The sequence below is a fragment of the Micromonospora sp. WMMA1976 genome, assembly GCF_027497335.1.
GTDB classification, from domain to species: Bacteria; Actinomycetota; Actinomycetes; order Mycobacteriales; family Micromonosporaceae; genus Micromonospora; species Micromonospora aurantiaca.
Genome location: NZ_CP114912.1, coordinates 6,376,080 through 6,390,497 on the forward strand (window position 1 = coordinate 6,376,080; position 14,418 = coordinate 6,390,497).

Here is a 14,418-nt window from a genome sequence, read left to right on the forward strand (position 1 = left end):
CCGACGACGTTGCTCACGGGCGACCGTCCTGCTCGATGTTCGGGAACAGGCCGCTGCGGTGCCGGGCCCGCTCGACCTCGACGGCGGCCCAGCGCAGCGCCGCACCGGCGTTGGCGGCGGGGCGCTCGGCCTCGGTGCGGCTCAGGTAGCGCTCGGCCTCCTCGGCCAGCAGCTTGCCGACCCGGTCGAGCAGGTCGACGCGGGCCTTGCGGGCCAGGTTGCGGACCGCCTGGTCGCCGAAGATCGCCTGGAGCACCGTCTGCCCGGCCACCGCCGTACCGGTGCCCGCGGCGACCTCCAGGCCGGTCGGGATGAACGCGGTGGAGGCGAACACGCCGATCATGACGGCGAGGCCGGTGGCGTTCACCGCGTACGCGGCCGTGCGGGCCACGAACCGCCGGTCGCCGCCCTCGACCCGGACCAGCTCCAGCACGCCGCGCTGCCAGTCGCGGACCAGCTGCTCGGCCCGCTCCGGCAGGTCGGCCGAGGGATGGGCCAGGTCCGGCTCCAGCAGCGCCGCACCCGCCGGGTGCGCCTTCCAACCGGTGTACGCGTTCTCCGCCGCCTCGGCCGCCACCCCGCGCAGCAGCGTGACGAGCTGGGACTCGATCGCGGTACGCAGTTCCGCGGCCGGCGCGGGCCGCCCGGTGACCGCCGCGACCACCCGGTCGCGCAGCCGCCCGATGCGGGCCTCCAGCCCGCGGAAGAAGTCGCCGGTGCCGATGAACTCCTGCCAGCGGGCAAGCACCTCACCGCGCAGCAGCCGGCCGTCCCTGAGCCCCTGGTCGACGCTGCGCTCCGCGCTCCGGTACGCGGCCTGGACCCGCTCGTCCAGCGCGTCGGCGGCGCTCACCTGCTCGTCGGCGGCCTCGGCCAGCGCCTCCACCACCGGGTGCAGCGCGGCCAGCGCACCGTCGAGCGTCTGCCGGACCACCGCGGCGCGGGCCTCGGCGTCGGCGGCGAGCCGGGCGAACCAGTCGCTCAGCGGCGCGGTGATCCGGTCCGGCAGCAGGCCCTGCCCGTCCACCCAGGTCTCCGGCAGCACGAACAGCGGGGAGGCGCCCAGCTCCTGCTCGGCGAGCATCTCGGACAGGTGGGCGGCGACCTCGTCGGCTGCCTCCGGGGGGACCCGGTCCAGCACCATCGCCACTGCGGTGCCCCGGGCCCGGGCGCTGCGCAGCAGTTCCCAGGGGACGGCGTCGGCGTACCGGGCGGCGGTGGTGACGAACAGCCAGAGGTCGGCGGCGGCGAGCAGCTGACCGGCGAGCGCCCGGTTGGCGTCGACCACCGAGTCGATGTCGGGCGCGTCGAGGAAGGCCAGGCCGGGCGGCAGCGCCGGCGCGGTGACCAGGTGCAGGGTGCCCGGCTGCTCGCTGGGCTCGGTGGTCCGGGTCAGGCCGGGCAGCAGCTCGCCCTGCCGGAACCAGGCCGCGTCGGTCGGGCTGCACACCAGCACCGGGGAGCGGGTGGTGGGGCGGAGCACGCCCGCCGCGCTGACCCGAGCCTGGACCAGGCTGTTGACGAGCGTCGACTTGCCGGCGCCGGTGGAGCCGCCGACGACCACCAGGAGCGGGGCGTCGAGCCGGGCCAGCCGGGGCAGCAGGTAGTCGTCGAGCTGGTCGGTGAGGCTGGTGGCGGCGTGCCGGGCCGGCTCGGCCGAGGGAAGGGTGAGCGGGAAGCGGGCCGCGTCGATCGCCGCGCGCAGGCCGGTGAGCGCGGCGGGCAGGCCGTCGGCGGCGTGAGCAGGCTGATCGTCGCCCGTGGTGGGCCCGGTGCGGGCTGCGACGGCGGGCGCGCCGGCACGGGTGGCGGAATCGCCATGCGTCGTCACCGCTAAAGCGTGCCCGACCGACGCAAGGTAAGACAACCGGACAGTAGTAACGGTCGGGTTGCGCCGGGTCGGCTCAACCCCGACTTGCGGATTGGCGATCGCGTGGCACTATTGAGTCAAGTTCACTCAACTTGTGGTGCGGTCGCTTCCCGGCGACCCGCCGGGCAGGCCGTCTGACCTGCTCACCCGTTACGAAGCGAGGAAGCGAACATGGCACGTGCGGTCGGCATCGACCTCGGCACGACGAACTCCTGCGTCAGCGTTCTCGAGGGCGGTGAGCCCACCGTCATCGCCAACGCCGAGGGCTCGCGTACGACTCCCTCGATCGTCGCGTTCGCCCGCAACGGCGAGGTGCTCGTCGGTGAGGTCGCCAAGCGCCAGGCGGTGACCAACCCCGACCGGACCATCCGGTCGGTCAAGCGTGAGATCGGCACCAACTGGACCGTCGACATCGACGGCAAGAAGTACACCCCGCAGGAGATCTCGGCGCGCACGCTGATGAAGCTCAAGCGGGACGCCGAGGCGTACCTGGGCGAGCAGATCACCGACGCGGTGATCACCGTCCCGGCCTACTTCAACGACGGGCAGCGCCAGGCCACCAAGGAGGCCGGTGAGATCGCCGGCTTCAACGTGCTGCGGATCGTGAACGAGCCGACCGCGGCGGCCCTGGCGTACGGCCTGGACAAGGGCTCCAAGGAGCAGACCGTCCTGGTCTTCGACCTCGGTGGCGGCACCTTCGACGTGTCGCTGCTGGAGCTGGCCGAGGGCGTGGTGGAGGTCAAGTCCACCAGCGGTGACAACCAGCTCGGTGGTGACGACTGGGACCAGCGGATCATCGACCACCTGGTGAAGACGTTCCGCGGTGAGCACGGCATCGACCTCTCGCAGGACAAGATGGCCATGCAGCGGCTCAAGGAGGCCGCCGAGAAGGCCAAGATCGAGCTGTCCGCCGCCACCACCAGCAACATCAACCTGCCGTACATCACCGCCGGTTCGGCCGGCCCGCTGCACCTGGACGTGACGCTCAGCCGCGCCGAGTTCCAGCGCATGACGCAGGACCTGCTGGACCGCTGCAAGGGCCCGTTCGAGCAGGCCGTCAAGGACGCCGGCATCAAGATCTCCGACGTCGACCACGTCATCCTGGTCGGCGGCTCGACCCGGATGCCGGCCGTGACCGACCTGGTCAAGCAGCTCACCGGCCGCGACCCGAACAAGGGCGTCAACCCGGACGAGGTCGTCGCCGTCGGCGCCGCCCTCCAGGCGGGCGTGCTCAAGGGCGAGGTCAAGGACGTCCTGCTGCTCGACGTGACCCCGCTGAGCCTGGGCATCGAGACCAAGGGCGGCATCTTCACCAAGCTCATCGAGCGCAACACCACCATCCCGACCAAGCGTTCCGAGGTGTTCACCACCGCCGACGACAACCAGCCGTCGGTGCTGATCCAGGTGTTCCAGGGCGAGCGGGACATCGCCGCCTACAACAAGAAGCTCGGCACCTTCGAGCTGACCGGTCTCCCGCCGGCCCCGCGCGGCGTGCCCCAGATCGAGGTCACGTTCGACATCGACGCCAACGGCATCGTGAACGTGCACGCCAAGGACCTGGGCACCGGCAAGGAGCAGAAGATGACGATCACCGGCGGCTCCTCGCTGCCGAAGGACGACATCGAGCGGATGCGCCGGGACGCCGAGGAGCACGCCGACGAGGACAAGCGCCGCCGCGAGGAGGCCGAGACCCGCAACGTCGCCGAGGCGCTCCAGTGGCAGACCGAGAAGTTCCTCGCCGAGAGCGGCGACAAGCTGCCCGGCGAGAACCGCGACCAGCTCAACGAGGCGCTCGGCGAGCTGCGCAGCGCCCTCGGCGGGCAGGACATCGAGAAGATCAAGTCCGCGCACGAGAAGCTGGCGCAGGTCTCCCAGCAGGCGGGCTCGCTGCTCTACGCCCAGCAGCAGGAGGGTGAGCAGACCGCACCGGGTGCGGCCGGGCCGGGTGCCGGCGCGGGTGCGGCCGGTGGCCCGAAGGCCGGTGGCGACGACGACGTGGTCGACGCGGAGATCGTGGACGAGGACAAGAAGTGACATCCGGTCCCGGACACGATTCGCACGGCAGAGGGATGAGGTAACCGCATGACGGACAAGCCACGAGCGGCCGACCCGGGTGCCACCGGGTCGGCGCCGGGCGCCGGCAAGGACACCGGCGACGAACCCCGGGTCGTCATCCGCGACAAGCGCAAGCTCGGCAAGGTGACCGAGCAGCCGGCGAACGACGCCTCGGCGGCCGACGCGGCCGCCGACGCGCCCGCCGAAGGGCTGGTCGAGGAGGCCGAGGTCGTGGTCGACGAGATCGGCGGCGAGGCCGAGGTCAGCGGTCCGACCGTGGTCGACTCGCCCGCCGAGCCGAACGGCGGGACCGGCACGGACACGCCGCTCGGCGCCGAGCTGGAGTCGCTCCGCACCGACCTGGAGGAGCGCACCCGCGACCTCCAGCGGGTGACTGCGGAGTACGCCAACTACCGCAAGCGGGTCGACCGGGACCGCAACCTGGTCCAGGAGCAGGCCACCGGGGCGGTGCTCACCGCGCTGCTGCCGATCCTCGACGACCTGGACCGGGCCCGCGAGCACGGCGACCTGGTGGGCCCGTTCGGCAGCGTGGCCGAGCAGCTCACCGGCGCGCTCGCGAAGTTCGGCCTGACCGCGTTCGGCGAGCAGGGTGACCCGTTCGACCCGACCCGGCACGAGGCGGTGGCGCACCAGACCTCCGCCGACGTGACGGAGCCGACCTGCGTACAGGTCATGCGCCGTGGTTACCAGCTCGGCGAGCGGCTGCTGCGGCCCGCCATGGTCGCGGTCGCGGACCCGGAGTAGTGCCGACCCGTGACGTCCCGCCCGCCCGCACCGGGCGGGCGGGGCGACCGGGGTTCGACCCGTGGAAGGGGGTGGACCGGTGAGTTCCAAGGACTGGATCGAGAAGGACTACTACGCCGCGTTGGGCGTGGACAAGTCCGCCTCCTCGGACGAGATCAAGAAGGCGTACCGCAAGTTGGCCCGGGAGTCGCACCCGGACCACAACCCCGGCGACACCGGTGCCGAGGAGCGGTTCAAGACCGTCTCCGAGGCGTACGCGGTGCTCGGCGACGAGAAGAAGCGCCGCGAGTACGACGAGATGCGCTCGCTGTTCGGCTCCGGCGCCTTCCGGCGCAGCGCCCGCGGCGCGGGCCAGCCGGGCGGCATGCCGTTCGACGTCTCCGACCTGTTCGGCGGTGGCGCCGGCGGTGGCGACAACCGGTTCAGCGGCGGCGGCTTCACCGACCTGTTCAGCTCGATCTTCTCCGGTGGCGGGGGCGGCGGAGGCCCGGCGCGTCCGCGCGGCCCGGCCCGCGGCCGGGACGTCGAGACCGAGGTGGCGCTCGACTTCGACGACGCGGTACGCGGCGTCACGCTGCCGCTGACGCTGCGCGCACCCGGCGTCTGCGACACCTGCCACGGCAACGGCGCGAAGCCCGGCACCCAGCCGGTGGCCTGCCCGGTCTGCCACGGCGCCGGGGTGACCACCCGCAACCAGGGGTCGTTCAGCTTCTCCGAGCCGTGCCGCAACTGCCAGGGCGTCGGCACGATCGTCGAGGAGAAGTGCCCGGAGTGCCACGGCACCGGCGGTGTCACCAAGACCCGCACGCTGAACGTGCGCTTCCCCGCCGGGGTGGCCGACGGGCAGCGGATCCGCCTGGCCGGCCGGGGCGAGCCCGGCGAGCGGGGCGGTCCGGCAGGCGACCTGTTCGTGCAGGTGAAGGTCCGCCCGGACGAGCTGTTCGGGCGCACCGGGGACGACCTGACCCTGACCGTCCCGATCACGTACGCCGAGGCGGTTCTCGGCACGGACCTGCGCGTGCCGACCCTGGACGGGACGGTGACCCTGCGGGTGCCACCGGGTACGCCCAGCGGGCGGGTGCTGCGCGCCCGCGGCAAGGGCGTCGTACGCAAGGACGGCCGCGCAGGTGACCTGCTGGTCACGCTCGACGTGGTGGTCCCGGCGAAGGTCTCGGACGAGGCGCGGGCGGCGCTGGAGACCTTCGCGGCGCAGACTCCGCCCGCCGCGCGGGAACATCTCGACGCGCGGGTACGTCGATTCAGTTGACGGCGGCACCGGAGGTGAGCGGGCATGTCGGAGGAGTACGTCGGCTCGGGTGACCCGGCCTACGAGGCCAAGGTCTTGATGATCTCGGTGGCCGCGCGGATGGCGGGGATGCACCCCCAGACGCTGCGCCAGTACGACCGGCTGGGCCTGGTGCAGGCCGGCCGGGCGTCCGGCGGCGGTCGCCGGTACAGCGTCCGGGACGTGGTGCTGCTCCGCGAGGTGCAGCGGCTCAGCCAGGACGACGGGATCAACCTGGCCGGGGTCAAGCGGATCATCGGGTTGGAGCGGCTGCTCGAAGAGGCGCAGCAGCGGGTGGCCCGGCTGGAGGCGGAACTGGACGCCGCGTACCGGCGGATCGCCGAGCTGGAGTCACTCGGCGGCTTCCCCCGCGGCGACCTCGTGCCCACCAACCGGACGTCCACCGCGCTCGTCGTCTGGCGTCCGCGCCGCGCTCCCGACCGCTGACCTCGTACCGGAAGGCCGGTGCGCCCCGCTCCCCCGGGGCTGCGCCGGCCTTCGTCGTTCCCCGGGCGGTCCGCCGCCCGGCTCGGGGAAAGCCGGGGTACGGCAGAGCAGGGTCGACTAGGCTTTCCGCAGGGCAAAAAAGCCTCAAATCGGACTCCGGGCTGGCGGGGGGAGCCATGACGGAACCGGCGAAGAAGGTGGCCGAGCGCGCGGAGGAACGGCTGGAGAAAGTGGCCGAGAACGTCCGCGAGCGGTTCGACAGGGTCACCGAGGGACGCTTCAGCGACAAGGTCAAGGAAGGGCGCTTCGCCGACCAGACGGACCACGGCGTGGACCGGGCGCGGGACGACGAGCGGCGCAAGAAGCAGGGCGGGTCGACCTAGACGGCCTGCCGACGTGCGGGCCGGGATCCACGGGGGATCCCGGCCCGTTCGTGTCCCGCCCCTCGCGGTCGATCATGAAGTTGGCGGAGACAAACCGGACACCAAACACCGCCAAGTTCATGATCGACCAGGCGGGTCGGGTCGAGGTGGCTGGGCGACGCTGATCCGGGGGGTCAGAGGCGGCGGTTCTCGCGGACCAGGCCGCCCTCGCACCAGTCCCGGTAGACGAAGAGATCCGGCCGGGCGAGCAGCACCCGGCTGTTGTGCGCCCAGTTGCGCATCAGGTCGTCGCCGGACTTCTCGGCCTGCTCGACCAGCTTGCGGAACCGGCGCTTGGGGTGGGCGCGGAAGTTCGTCCGGATGCCGTCGGCGGCGTAGATGTAGAGGCAGTGCAGCGCGAACCGCCGCGCCGGGCAGCCCTGGTCCATCGCCAGATCGAACAGCGTCTGCACCAGGTGGTCACCGGCGACCAGCAGATCCCAGTCCGGCGGCATCGAGGTCAGCGGCACCGAATCCGGCTGATACGCCCACGACCGAAGCTCGGCGGGCGAGGGATCGACCGGGTTGGCGAAGCCGCGGAACGTCTCTTCCTGCACGCTCACCGGCCGACCTTCCGCTTGCGCTGGCGGGGGCGCAGGCCACCCGCGGACCCTGGCTGCTGGGCCGAAACGTTAACGCGGTTGGACAGAGCAGGGGTAGACCTTCCCGGGATCAATTTGACAACGCCGGGCCGGATCTGCCCTCGGCTGATCCGGCCCGGCCCGGTCAGTCGCCGGAGCCCAGGGGCAGCGGCGCGGGCGGACGAGCGGCGGCGGCGCGGGTGCGCAGCCACTGCTTGAACCACGGGCTGTCCGGCAGGCGGGCGAGCAGCGGCCCGGTCACCACCGTGATCAACACGTACGCGGTGGCGAGCGCGGCGAGCTTCGGCTCCACCGGGTAGACGGCCGCGACGGCCAGCCCGGCGATGACGATGGAGAACTCGCCGCGTGGAGTAAGCGCCAGGCCGGCCCGCCAGCGTCCGGGCTCGGCGATCCCGGCCCGGCGGGCGGCCAGGTAGCCGGTCGCCACCTTCGTCGCCATGGTCACCACTGCGAGCAGCAGCGCGGGCAGCAGCACCGGCGGCATGTCCAGCGGGTTGGTGACCAGCCCGAAGAAGACGAAGAAGACCGCGGCGAACAGGTCACGCAGCGGGGAGAGCAGCTCGGTGGCGTGGTGCGCCACCGGCCCGGACAACGCGATGCCCACCAGGAACGCGCCGACCGCCGCCGACACCTGGAGCTTGGCCGCGACGCCCGCCACCAGCAGGGTCAGGCCGAGCACCCCGAGCAGCAGCGCCTCCGGATCCTTGGCGGAGAGCGCGGCGGAGATCAGGTGGCCGTACCGGATCGCCACGGCCAGCACCACGACGACGGTGAACACCGCGATGGCGAGCGCGATGCCGCCCTTCATCAGGCCGACCCCGGCGAGCAGCGCGGTGACCAGCGGCAGATAGAGGGCCATCGCCAGGTCCTCGATCACCAGGACGGACAGGATCACCGGGGTCTCCCGGTTACCGACCCGGCCCAGGTCACCGAGCACCTTGGCGATCACGCCGGACGACGACACCCACGTGACGCCCGCGAGCACCACCGCCGCCACCCAGCCCCAGCCGAGCAGGAGCGCGAAGGCGAACCCGGGCAGCGCGTTGAACACCGCGTCGATCACGCCGGCCGGCGCGGCGGACCGGAGGTTGCCCACCAGTTCGTTGGCGCTGTACTCCAGGCCGAGCATGACCAGCAGCAGGATCACGCCGATCTCGGCGCCGACCGCGAAGAACTCCTCGCTGGCGTTGAGCGGCAGCAGCCCACCGTGCCCGAACGCCAGGCCGGCGAGCAGGTACAGGGGGATGGGCGACACGCCGAAGCGACGGCTCAGCCGGCCGAGCAGGCCGAGCAGGAGCAGCAGCGCACCGACCTCGATGAGCAGGATTGTGGTTTCGTGCATACGCGTCAGCCGTCCGGATCGGTCTCGGCGAGGATCGCGGTCACGCCGTCGAGCCCCTGACGGGTACCGACCACGACGACCACATCGCCGGCTTCGAACCGGAAGGTGGGATCGGGCGAGACGTTCACGGCGCCCTGACGCAGCACGGCCACGATCGACGCGCTGGTCCGGGTGCGTGCCTTGGTGTCCGCGAGCCGCCTGCCGACGTACTTCGACCCCGCCGGGATGGCGATCTGCTCGGTCAGCAACCCGGCGGCCTGCTCACGCAGACCGGAGAGCTGACCCAGCATCAGCGACGCGCCGAGGATGTCGGCGAGCGCCTCCGCCTCGTCGTCGGTCAGGGGTATGTCGTGTTGGCAGGAGTCGGGATCGTCCGGGTCGTAGAGGACCAGGTCGCGACGGCCATTGCGGTGGGAGACCACGCCGAGCCGGCGGCCGGACTCCGTCATCAGATCATGACGTACGCCGATCCCGGGCAGGGCGGTCTGTTCGACACGTACTCGCACGCCGGTGAGGCTACTCCGGGCACGCACCTGCCGCGTCCGGGGTGGATCGGGTGCCCGGTGGTGCGGGATCAGGGGGCGTCGTCGCGAGCGGTGACATAGGTGCCCTTGCCCTGATGCCCCTCGACCAGACCTTCGGCTTGAAGGATCAACAGCGCCGAGCGGACCGGCTCCGCAGACACCTGGTAGTGCGCGATCAGCTCACGCAGGGAGGGGAGTTTGTCGCCGGGGCCGTACTCGCCCGAAGCGATCTTGTCTCTGATGTCCTGCGCGATTCTCTGACGGTCCGAAACTCGGGGCATGGCGGCAACTCCTGGTAGGCCCCAAGATCTTCCCACGAGTCAGACCGGTCAGCCAACACTTCGCGTGCTAAGCATGCTCACTCCTTGTCATGCAATGCTTTGCATTGTATGTTCCTCGTGCGGATGCCTTCGGCGGAACGCCTGGTAGGCAAACCGGCCCTCCGGTTGGCACCCGTGGTCGGCGCGACTGGTCGTGCGCGGCCAGTCGTGTCGCCTCACCCGTCTCCTTTGGTCTCCAAGAAGGGACAGTGTCGTGCGCAATCTCCTGCGAATACGTCCGAAGCGGCGGAGCCTGACCCCGCCCAACTCCGCGCCGGTCGGCGCCTACCGCTCCGCGTCGTACCTTCCGCTGCGGCCCTGGCAGGTGCGGGGCCGCCGCTTCACGACGTGCCGTCGAGGGCTGGACCCGGCCGAGGTCGCGGCGTTCCTGGATCGCGCCGCCGGGGATCTCGCCGCCGCGTACGCCGAAGTCGCCCGGAGTCGTGAGGAGACGGCCCGGATCAAGGGTGCGTTGCGCGAGTGGCAGTCCCGGCAGGCCCCGTCGATGCGTGACCTGGCCGGGCGGCCGTGACCGGGCGGTACGTGATCCATCTGCCGGTGCGCGCGGCCGATCTGGCTCGGGCGAAGATGCTCGGTCGCACGGCCGGGCGGTCGTTGGCCTTCCTCGCGGTGGTGGAGCTGGGCGGGATCACCGTCTCGGCCGAGGACGACCAGGCCGTACGCCATTGGGTGTTCTGTGACCGCAAGCTGGACGGCGGCCGGCGTTGCGTGCTGCGCGCCGACCACGAGACCCCCTGCCTCGCGCGTCTCCCGCGTCGCTGAGATCTTGGTACGAAACGGCCCCTCCAAGGGCCTTTTCGTACCAAGATCTCTCCGGCCGGACCGGAGGAGGGTGACTCAGGTCACAGGGGTGGAGTTGAGCGGAATAGACTCAACTCTGGTTGTGTCATGTCCAGTGGACACGCCGATCCGGGGGAGCCCATGAACACGGAACGTCTCACCACCAAGAGCCGCGAGGCCATCACCGGTGCCGTCGCGCTGGCGAACCAGCGCGGTCACGCCACCGTGGAGCCCTGGCACCTGCTGCTGTCACTGCTGGACACCGAGGGCTCGACCGCCGCGGGCCTGCTGCGCGCCGTCGGGGCCGACCCCGCCGAGCTGCGCCGCGTCGCCCAGCGGTCGGTCGACGCGCTGCCCGCCGCACGCGGGTCGAGCATCGCCGAGCCGACCCTGGCCCGCGAGTTCGTCAACGCCATCGGCGCCGCCGAGCAGATTGCGCGGCCGCTGGGCGACGAGTACACCTCCACCGAGCACCTGCTGGCCGGGCTGGCCCGGGTCGGCGGCGCGGTCTCGGTCGCGCTGAAGAACTCCGGCGCCACCGAGGAGAACCTGGTCGCCGCGTTCCCGACCGTCCGAGGCGGCGACCGCCGGGTCACCACCGCCGACCCGGAGCAGACCTACCAGGCCCTCGCCAAGTACGGCGTGGACCTCACCGCCAGCGCCCGCGACGGCAAGATCGACCCGGTGATCGGCCGGGACTCGGAGATCCGCCGGGTGATCCAGGTGCTGTCCCGGCGTACGAAGAACAACCCGGTGCTGATCGGCGAGCCGGGCGTCGGCAAGACCGCGATCGTGGAGGGCCTGGCCCAGCGCATCGTGGCCGGCGACGTGCCGGAGTCGCTGCGGGACAAGAAGCTCGTCTCGCTCGACCTCGGCGCGATGGTCGCCGGCGCGTCGTACCGCGGTCAGTTCGAGGAGCGGCTGAAGTCCGTACTGGAGGAGATCAAGAACTCCGACGGCCAGGTCATCACGTTCCTGGACGAGCTGCACACCGTGGTCGGCGCCGGCAAGGGCGAAGGCTCGATGGACGCCGGCAACATGCTCAAGCCGATGCTGGCGCGCGGCGAGCTGCGGATGGTCGGCGCGACCACGCTCGACGAGTACCGCGAGCACATCGAGAAGGACCCGGCCCTGGAGCGCCGCTTCCAGCCGGTGCTGGTCGGCGAGCCGACCATCGAGGACACCATCGGCATCCTGCGCGGGCTCAAGGAGCGCTACGAGGTGCACCACGGCGTACGGATCACCGACGCCGCGCTGGTCGCCGCCGCCGCGCTCTCCGACCGGTACATCACCGACCGGTTCCTGCCGGACAAGGCGATCGACCTGGTGGACGAGTCCGCGTCCCGGCTGCGCATGGAGATCGACTCGCGGCCGGTCGAGGTGGACGAGATCGAGCGGGCGGTACGCCGGCTGGAGATCGAGGAGATGGCGCTGGCGAAGGAGCCGGACGCCGCTTCCGCCGAGCGCCTGGAGCGGCTGCGCAAGGAGCTGGCCGACAAGCGCGAGCAGCTCACCGCGCTCTCCGAGCGCTGGCAGACCGAGAAGAGCCACATCACCAAGCTCTCCACCGCCAAGGAGGAGCTGGAGCGCCTCGGCGGCGAGGCCGAGCGGGCCGAGCGTGACGGCGAGCTGGAACGCGCCGCCGAGCTGCGGTACGGCCGGATCCCCGCGCTGCGGACCGAGCTGAAGCAGGCCGAGGAGGAGCTGGCCCGGCTCCAGGCCGACGGCGCGATGCTCAAGGAGGAGGTCGGCGCGGACGACATCGCCGCCGTGGTCGCCTCCTGGACCGGCATCCCCGCCGGGCGGCTGCTCGAAGGCGAGACCGCCAAGCTGCTGCGGATGGAGGAGTCGCTGCGGGCCCGCGTGGTCGGCCAGGCCGAGGCGGTGGGTGCTGTCTCCGACGCGGTACGCCGCGCCCGGGCCGGCGTCGCCGACCCGGACCGCCCGACCGGCAGCTTCCTGTTCCTCGGCCCGACCGGCGTCGGCAAGACCGAGCTGGCAAAGGCGCTCGCCGAGTTCCTCTTCGACGACGAGCGGGCAATGGTCCGCATCGACATGAGCGAGTACGGCGAGAAGCACTCCGTGGCCCGCCTGGTCGGTGCCCCGCCCGGGTACGTCGGCTACGAGGAGGGCGGCCAGCTCACCGAGGCGGTACGCCGCCGCCCGTACTCGGTGATCCTGCTGGACGAGGTGGAGAAGGCCCACCCGGACGTCTTCGACGTGCTGCTCCAGGTGCTCGACGACGGCCGGCTCACCGACGGTCAGGGCCGTACCGTGGACTTCCGCAACGCGATCCTGATCCTCACCTCGAACCTGGGCTCGTCGGTGATCAGCGACCTGACGCTCACCGAGAACGAGCGCCGGGAGGGCGTGCTCGCGGTGGTCCGGTCGCACTTCAAGCCGGAGTTCCTCAACCGGCTCGACGACATCGTGGTGTTCGCCGCGCTCCAGGGCGAGGACCTGCGGTCGATCGTGGACATCCAGCTCGACCGGATGCGAACCCGTCTAGCGGACCGCCGGTTGGGCCTGGAGATCACCGAGGCGGCCCGGACGTGGCTGGCCGAGCACGGTTACGACCCGATCTACGGTGCCCGCCCGCTGCGCCGGCTGGTGCAGTCGGCGATCGGCGACCAGCTCGCCAGGGCGCTGCTGGCCGGTGAGATCCGCGACGGCGACACGGTCCGCGTCGACCTGTCCGACTCCAAGGAGTCCCTGGCGGTCACCGCCGCCTGACCCGCACCACCCCGCGAAGGCCCGGCCGTCCCGGCCGGGCCTTCCCCGTCCCCGCCCCGCCCCTGGCGATCACCGGGGAGGGCGAGGGACCGGGGCGGGGGCGGAGGGCAGGGAGGGGTGAGGGGTTGGTGGGGTGGGCACATAGTGGGGCATGAGCGGGAGCTGGGAACGGGAACTGGACGCGGCGGCGCGGGAACTCGACGACGCGGACACCCTCGCCTTCGGCGGGGTGGGGCTGGCCGGGCAGATCCTGCCCGCGACCGAGGCGTACCGGACGCTGGAACAGGGGTTGCGGGAGCACCCGGAGGCGGCCCGCAAGCGGGTCGACAGGTTGCTCCGCAAGGGTTCGCCGGCCGGCCGGGCGTACGCGGCCACGTTGCTGGAGGCTGTCGACCCGGCCGCCGGGCGGGACGCCTGGACGCGGCTGCGCGGCGACGACGGCGAGTTCACCACGTTCTCCGGCTGCCTCATGGGCCGCGCCACGCTGGGCGAATACGCCGTCGACCGGCTCGCCGGTGCCGAAGGTAGCTGAGCGCACACTCAGCGAACAGGACTTCAGAAGGCGTGCGTGCGGTTGTTACCGTTCCCGCCGAGCGCGTTGGGGGAGGCGGTAGTGAACGGTTCGTTGGCGTACGTGGTGACCACGCTGGGGTGCCTCGTCGGGGTGGCCGGTGTGGTGATCGCTGTCATCGCGGTACGGAAGTCCCGGTCGGCGTCCCACCCGAAGACGAAGGCGGCGCCGGGTGATCCGTTCCGGGACCGGGACGCCGACGCGCTGCGTGGTGACCCGCGCGCCCTCAAGCCCGGTGACATCGTCGAGATCCGTACGGTGCCGTACACCGTGCGCGGCTCGGTGCACCTGGTCGAGGGCGGCTGGAGCTGGGCGGAGCACCTGCTCGACGACGCGGGCGGCGTGAAGCGCTGGCTCTCCGTCGAGTCCGACCCGGACCTGGAGATGGTGCTCTGGACCAGCGAGCCGGGGGCCACCGTGACGCCCGGCGCCCCGACGCTGGAGATGGCCGGCCGACGCTACAACTGGGACGAGTCGGGCCAGGCCCGCTACACCGCGACCGAGGGCACCGGCCTCGACCCGCACGGCACCATGCGCTACTACGACTACCAGGCGCCCGGCGGCGCACGGCTGTCGTTCGAGGCGTACGGGGAGGCCGGCTGGGAGGTCAACCTCGGCGAGGAGTTGCGCCGCGCCGAGGTGATGATCTACCCGCAGGGCGGCCCGGAGACGGTGCGCTGA

Annotated in this window: 15 protein-coding genes; 10 read left to right on the forward strand and 5 right to left on the reverse strand. The window is 71.9% G+C overall.

Features of this window, described 5'->3' with window-relative positions; translation table 11 throughout:
- Nucleotides 1–13 precede the first annotated feature (13 nt).
- A complete protein-coding gene (locus O7546_RS29505) occupies nucleotides 14–1,831 on the reverse strand; it encodes an ABC transporter (protein ID WP_194800192.1) in 1,818 nt (605 codons plus the stop codon).
- Between the two features lie 210 nt (nucleotides 1,832–2,041).
- Between O7546_RS29505 and dnaK the strand changes: the two genes are divergently transcribed.
- The 5 genes from dnaK (at nucleotide 2,042) to O7546_RS29530 (ending at nucleotide 6,805) form a co-directional block, all read left to right on the forward strand.
- Nucleotides 2,042–3,904 carry a molecular chaperone DnaK gene (gene dnaK / locus O7546_RS29510; RefSeq protein WP_013473404.1) on the forward strand — a complete coding sequence of 621 codons (1,863 nt, stop codon included), beginning with the start codon at nucleotides 2,042–2,044 and terminating at the stop codon, nucleotides 3,902–3,904.
- A 48-nt stretch (nucleotides 3,905–3,952) separates the two neighbouring features.
- Nucleotides 3,953–4,690 (forward strand): nucleotide exchange factor GrpE, encoded by a 738-nt coding sequence (grpE, locus tag O7546_RS29515; RefSeq protein WP_281600286.1) that lies wholly within the window; start codon nucleotides 3,953–3,955, stop codon nucleotides 4,688–4,690.
- 79 nt (nucleotides 4,691–4,769) lie between these two features.
- A complete protein-coding gene (gene dnaJ / locus O7546_RS29520) occupies nucleotides 4,770–5,957 on the forward strand; it encodes a molecular chaperone DnaJ (RefSeq protein WP_269697913.1) in 1,188 nt (395 codons plus the stop codon).
- 24 nt (nucleotides 5,958–5,981) lie between these two features.
- Nucleotides 5,982–6,422 (forward strand): MerR family transcriptional regulator, encoded by a 441-nt coding sequence (locus O7546_RS29525; RefSeq protein WP_120572381.1) that lies wholly within the window; start codon nucleotides 5,982–5,984, stop codon nucleotides 6,420–6,422.
- A 176-nt stretch (nucleotides 6,423–6,598) separates the two neighbouring features.
- Complete coding sequence (locus O7546_RS29530; protein WP_013283368.1) at nucleotides 6,599–6,805, forward strand: hypothetical protein; 207 nt, start codon at nucleotides 6,599–6,601, stop codon at nucleotides 6,803–6,805.
- Nucleotides 6,806–6,978: 173 nt separating this feature from the next.
- Here O7546_RS29530 and O7546_RS29535 read toward each other — a convergent pair whose 3' ends face one another.
- The 4 genes from O7546_RS29535 to O7546_RS29550 all read right to left on the reverse strand — a co-directional run bounded on the left by O7546_RS29535 (nucleotide 6,979) and on the right by O7546_RS29550 (nucleotide 9,593).
- The gene (locus tag O7546_RS29535) at nucleotides 6,979–7,407 is read right to left on the reverse strand and encodes a hypothetical protein (protein WP_135242700.1); all 429 of its coding nucleotides are present in this window, start codon (nucleotides 7,405–7,407) and stop codon (nucleotides 6,979–6,981) included.
- 163 nt (nucleotides 7,408–7,570) lie between these two features.
- Nucleotides 7,571–8,788, reverse strand: a complete 1,218-nt coding sequence (locus O7546_RS29540) for a cation:proton antiporter (protein WP_194800188.1) — start codon at nucleotides 8,786–8,788, stop codon at nucleotides 7,571–7,573.
- A gap of 5 nt (nucleotides 8,789–8,793) precedes the next feature.
- Complete coding sequence (locus tag O7546_RS29545; RefSeq protein WP_047892103.1) at nucleotides 8,794–9,294, reverse strand: cation:proton antiporter regulatory subunit; 501 nt, start codon at nucleotides 9,292–9,294, stop codon at nucleotides 8,794–8,796.
- Nucleotides 9,295–9,362: 68 nt separating this feature from the next.
- Nucleotides 9,363–9,593: a winged helix-turn-helix domain-containing protein gene (locus O7546_RS29550; RefSeq protein ID WP_120572379.1), complete on the reverse strand. Its 231-nt coding sequence runs from the start codon at nucleotides 9,591–9,593 to the stop codon at nucleotides 9,363–9,365.
- A 265-nt stretch (nucleotides 9,594–9,858) separates the two neighbouring features.
- Between O7546_RS29550 and O7546_RS29555 the strand changes: the two genes are divergently transcribed.
- The 5 genes from O7546_RS29555 to O7546_RS29575 all read left to right on the forward strand — a co-directional run bounded on the left by O7546_RS29555 (nucleotide 9,859) and on the right by O7546_RS29575 (nucleotide 14,418).
- A complete protein-coding gene (locus O7546_RS29555) occupies nucleotides 9,859–10,164 on the forward strand; it encodes a DivIVA domain-containing protein (protein WP_228531881.1) in 306 nt (101 codons plus the stop codon).
- Nucleotides 10,161–10,415, forward strand: a complete 255-nt coding sequence (locus O7546_RS29560; RefSeq protein ID WP_120572377.1) for a hypothetical protein — start codon at nucleotides 10,161–10,163, stop codon at nucleotides 10,413–10,415. The genes O7546_RS29555 and O7546_RS29560 overlap by 4 nt, the downstream gene beginning before the upstream one ends.
- Nucleotides 10,416–10,574: 159 nt before the next feature.
- Nucleotides 10,575–13,166 (forward strand): ATP-dependent chaperone ClpB, encoded by a 2,592-nt coding sequence (gene clpB / locus O7546_RS29565; RefSeq protein ID WP_281600287.1) that lies wholly within the window; start codon nucleotides 10,575–10,577, stop codon nucleotides 13,164–13,166.
- A gap of 151 nt (nucleotides 13,167–13,317) precedes the next feature.
- Nucleotides 13,318–13,698 (forward strand): hypothetical protein, encoded by a 381-nt coding sequence (locus tag O7546_RS29570; RefSeq protein ID WP_269697915.1) that lies wholly within the window; start codon nucleotides 13,318–13,320, stop codon nucleotides 13,696–13,698.
- An 81-nt stretch (nucleotides 13,699–13,779) separates the two neighbouring features.
- On the forward strand, nucleotides 13,780–14,418 hold the full coding sequence (locus O7546_RS29575) for a DUF4178 domain-containing protein (RefSeq protein ID WP_269697916.1): 639 nt from the start codon (nucleotides 13,780–13,782) through the stop codon (nucleotides 14,416–14,418).

What these genes read in the sequence shown, in the direction of transcription:
- grpE (WP_281600286.1), top strand. Translation starts at nt 3,953, where the DNA reads ATGACGGACAAGCCACGAGCGGCCGACCCGGGTGCCACCGGGTCGGCG.
- O7546_RS29525 (WP_120572381.1), top strand. Translation starts at nt 5,982, where the DNA reads ATGTCGGAGGAGTACGTCGGCTCGGGTGACCCGGCCTACGAGGCCAAG.
- O7546_RS29530 (WP_013283368.1), top strand. Translation starts at nt 6,599, where the DNA reads ATGACGGAACCGGCGAAGAAGGTGGCCGAGCGCGCGGAGGAACGGCTG.
- clpB (WP_281600287.1), top strand. Translation starts at nt 10,575, where the DNA reads ATGAACACGGAACGTCTCACCACCAAGAGCCGCGAGGCCATCACCGGT.
- O7546_RS29550 (WP_120572379.1), bottom strand. Translation starts at nt 9,593, where the DNA reads ATGCCCCGAGTTTCGGACCGTCAGAGAATCGCGCAGGACATCAGAGAC.
- dnaK (WP_013473404.1), top strand. Translation starts at nt 2,042, where the DNA reads ATGGCACGTGCGGTCGGCATCGACCTCGGCACGACGAACTCCTGCGTC.
- O7546_RS29540 (WP_194800188.1), bottom strand. Translation starts at nt 8,788, where the DNA reads ATGCACGAAACCACAATCCTGCTCATCGAGGTCGGTGCGCTGCTGCTC.
- O7546_RS29570 (WP_269697915.1), top strand. Translation starts at nt 13,318, where the DNA reads ATGAGCGGGAGCTGGGAACGGGAACTGGACGCGGCGGCGCGGGAACTC.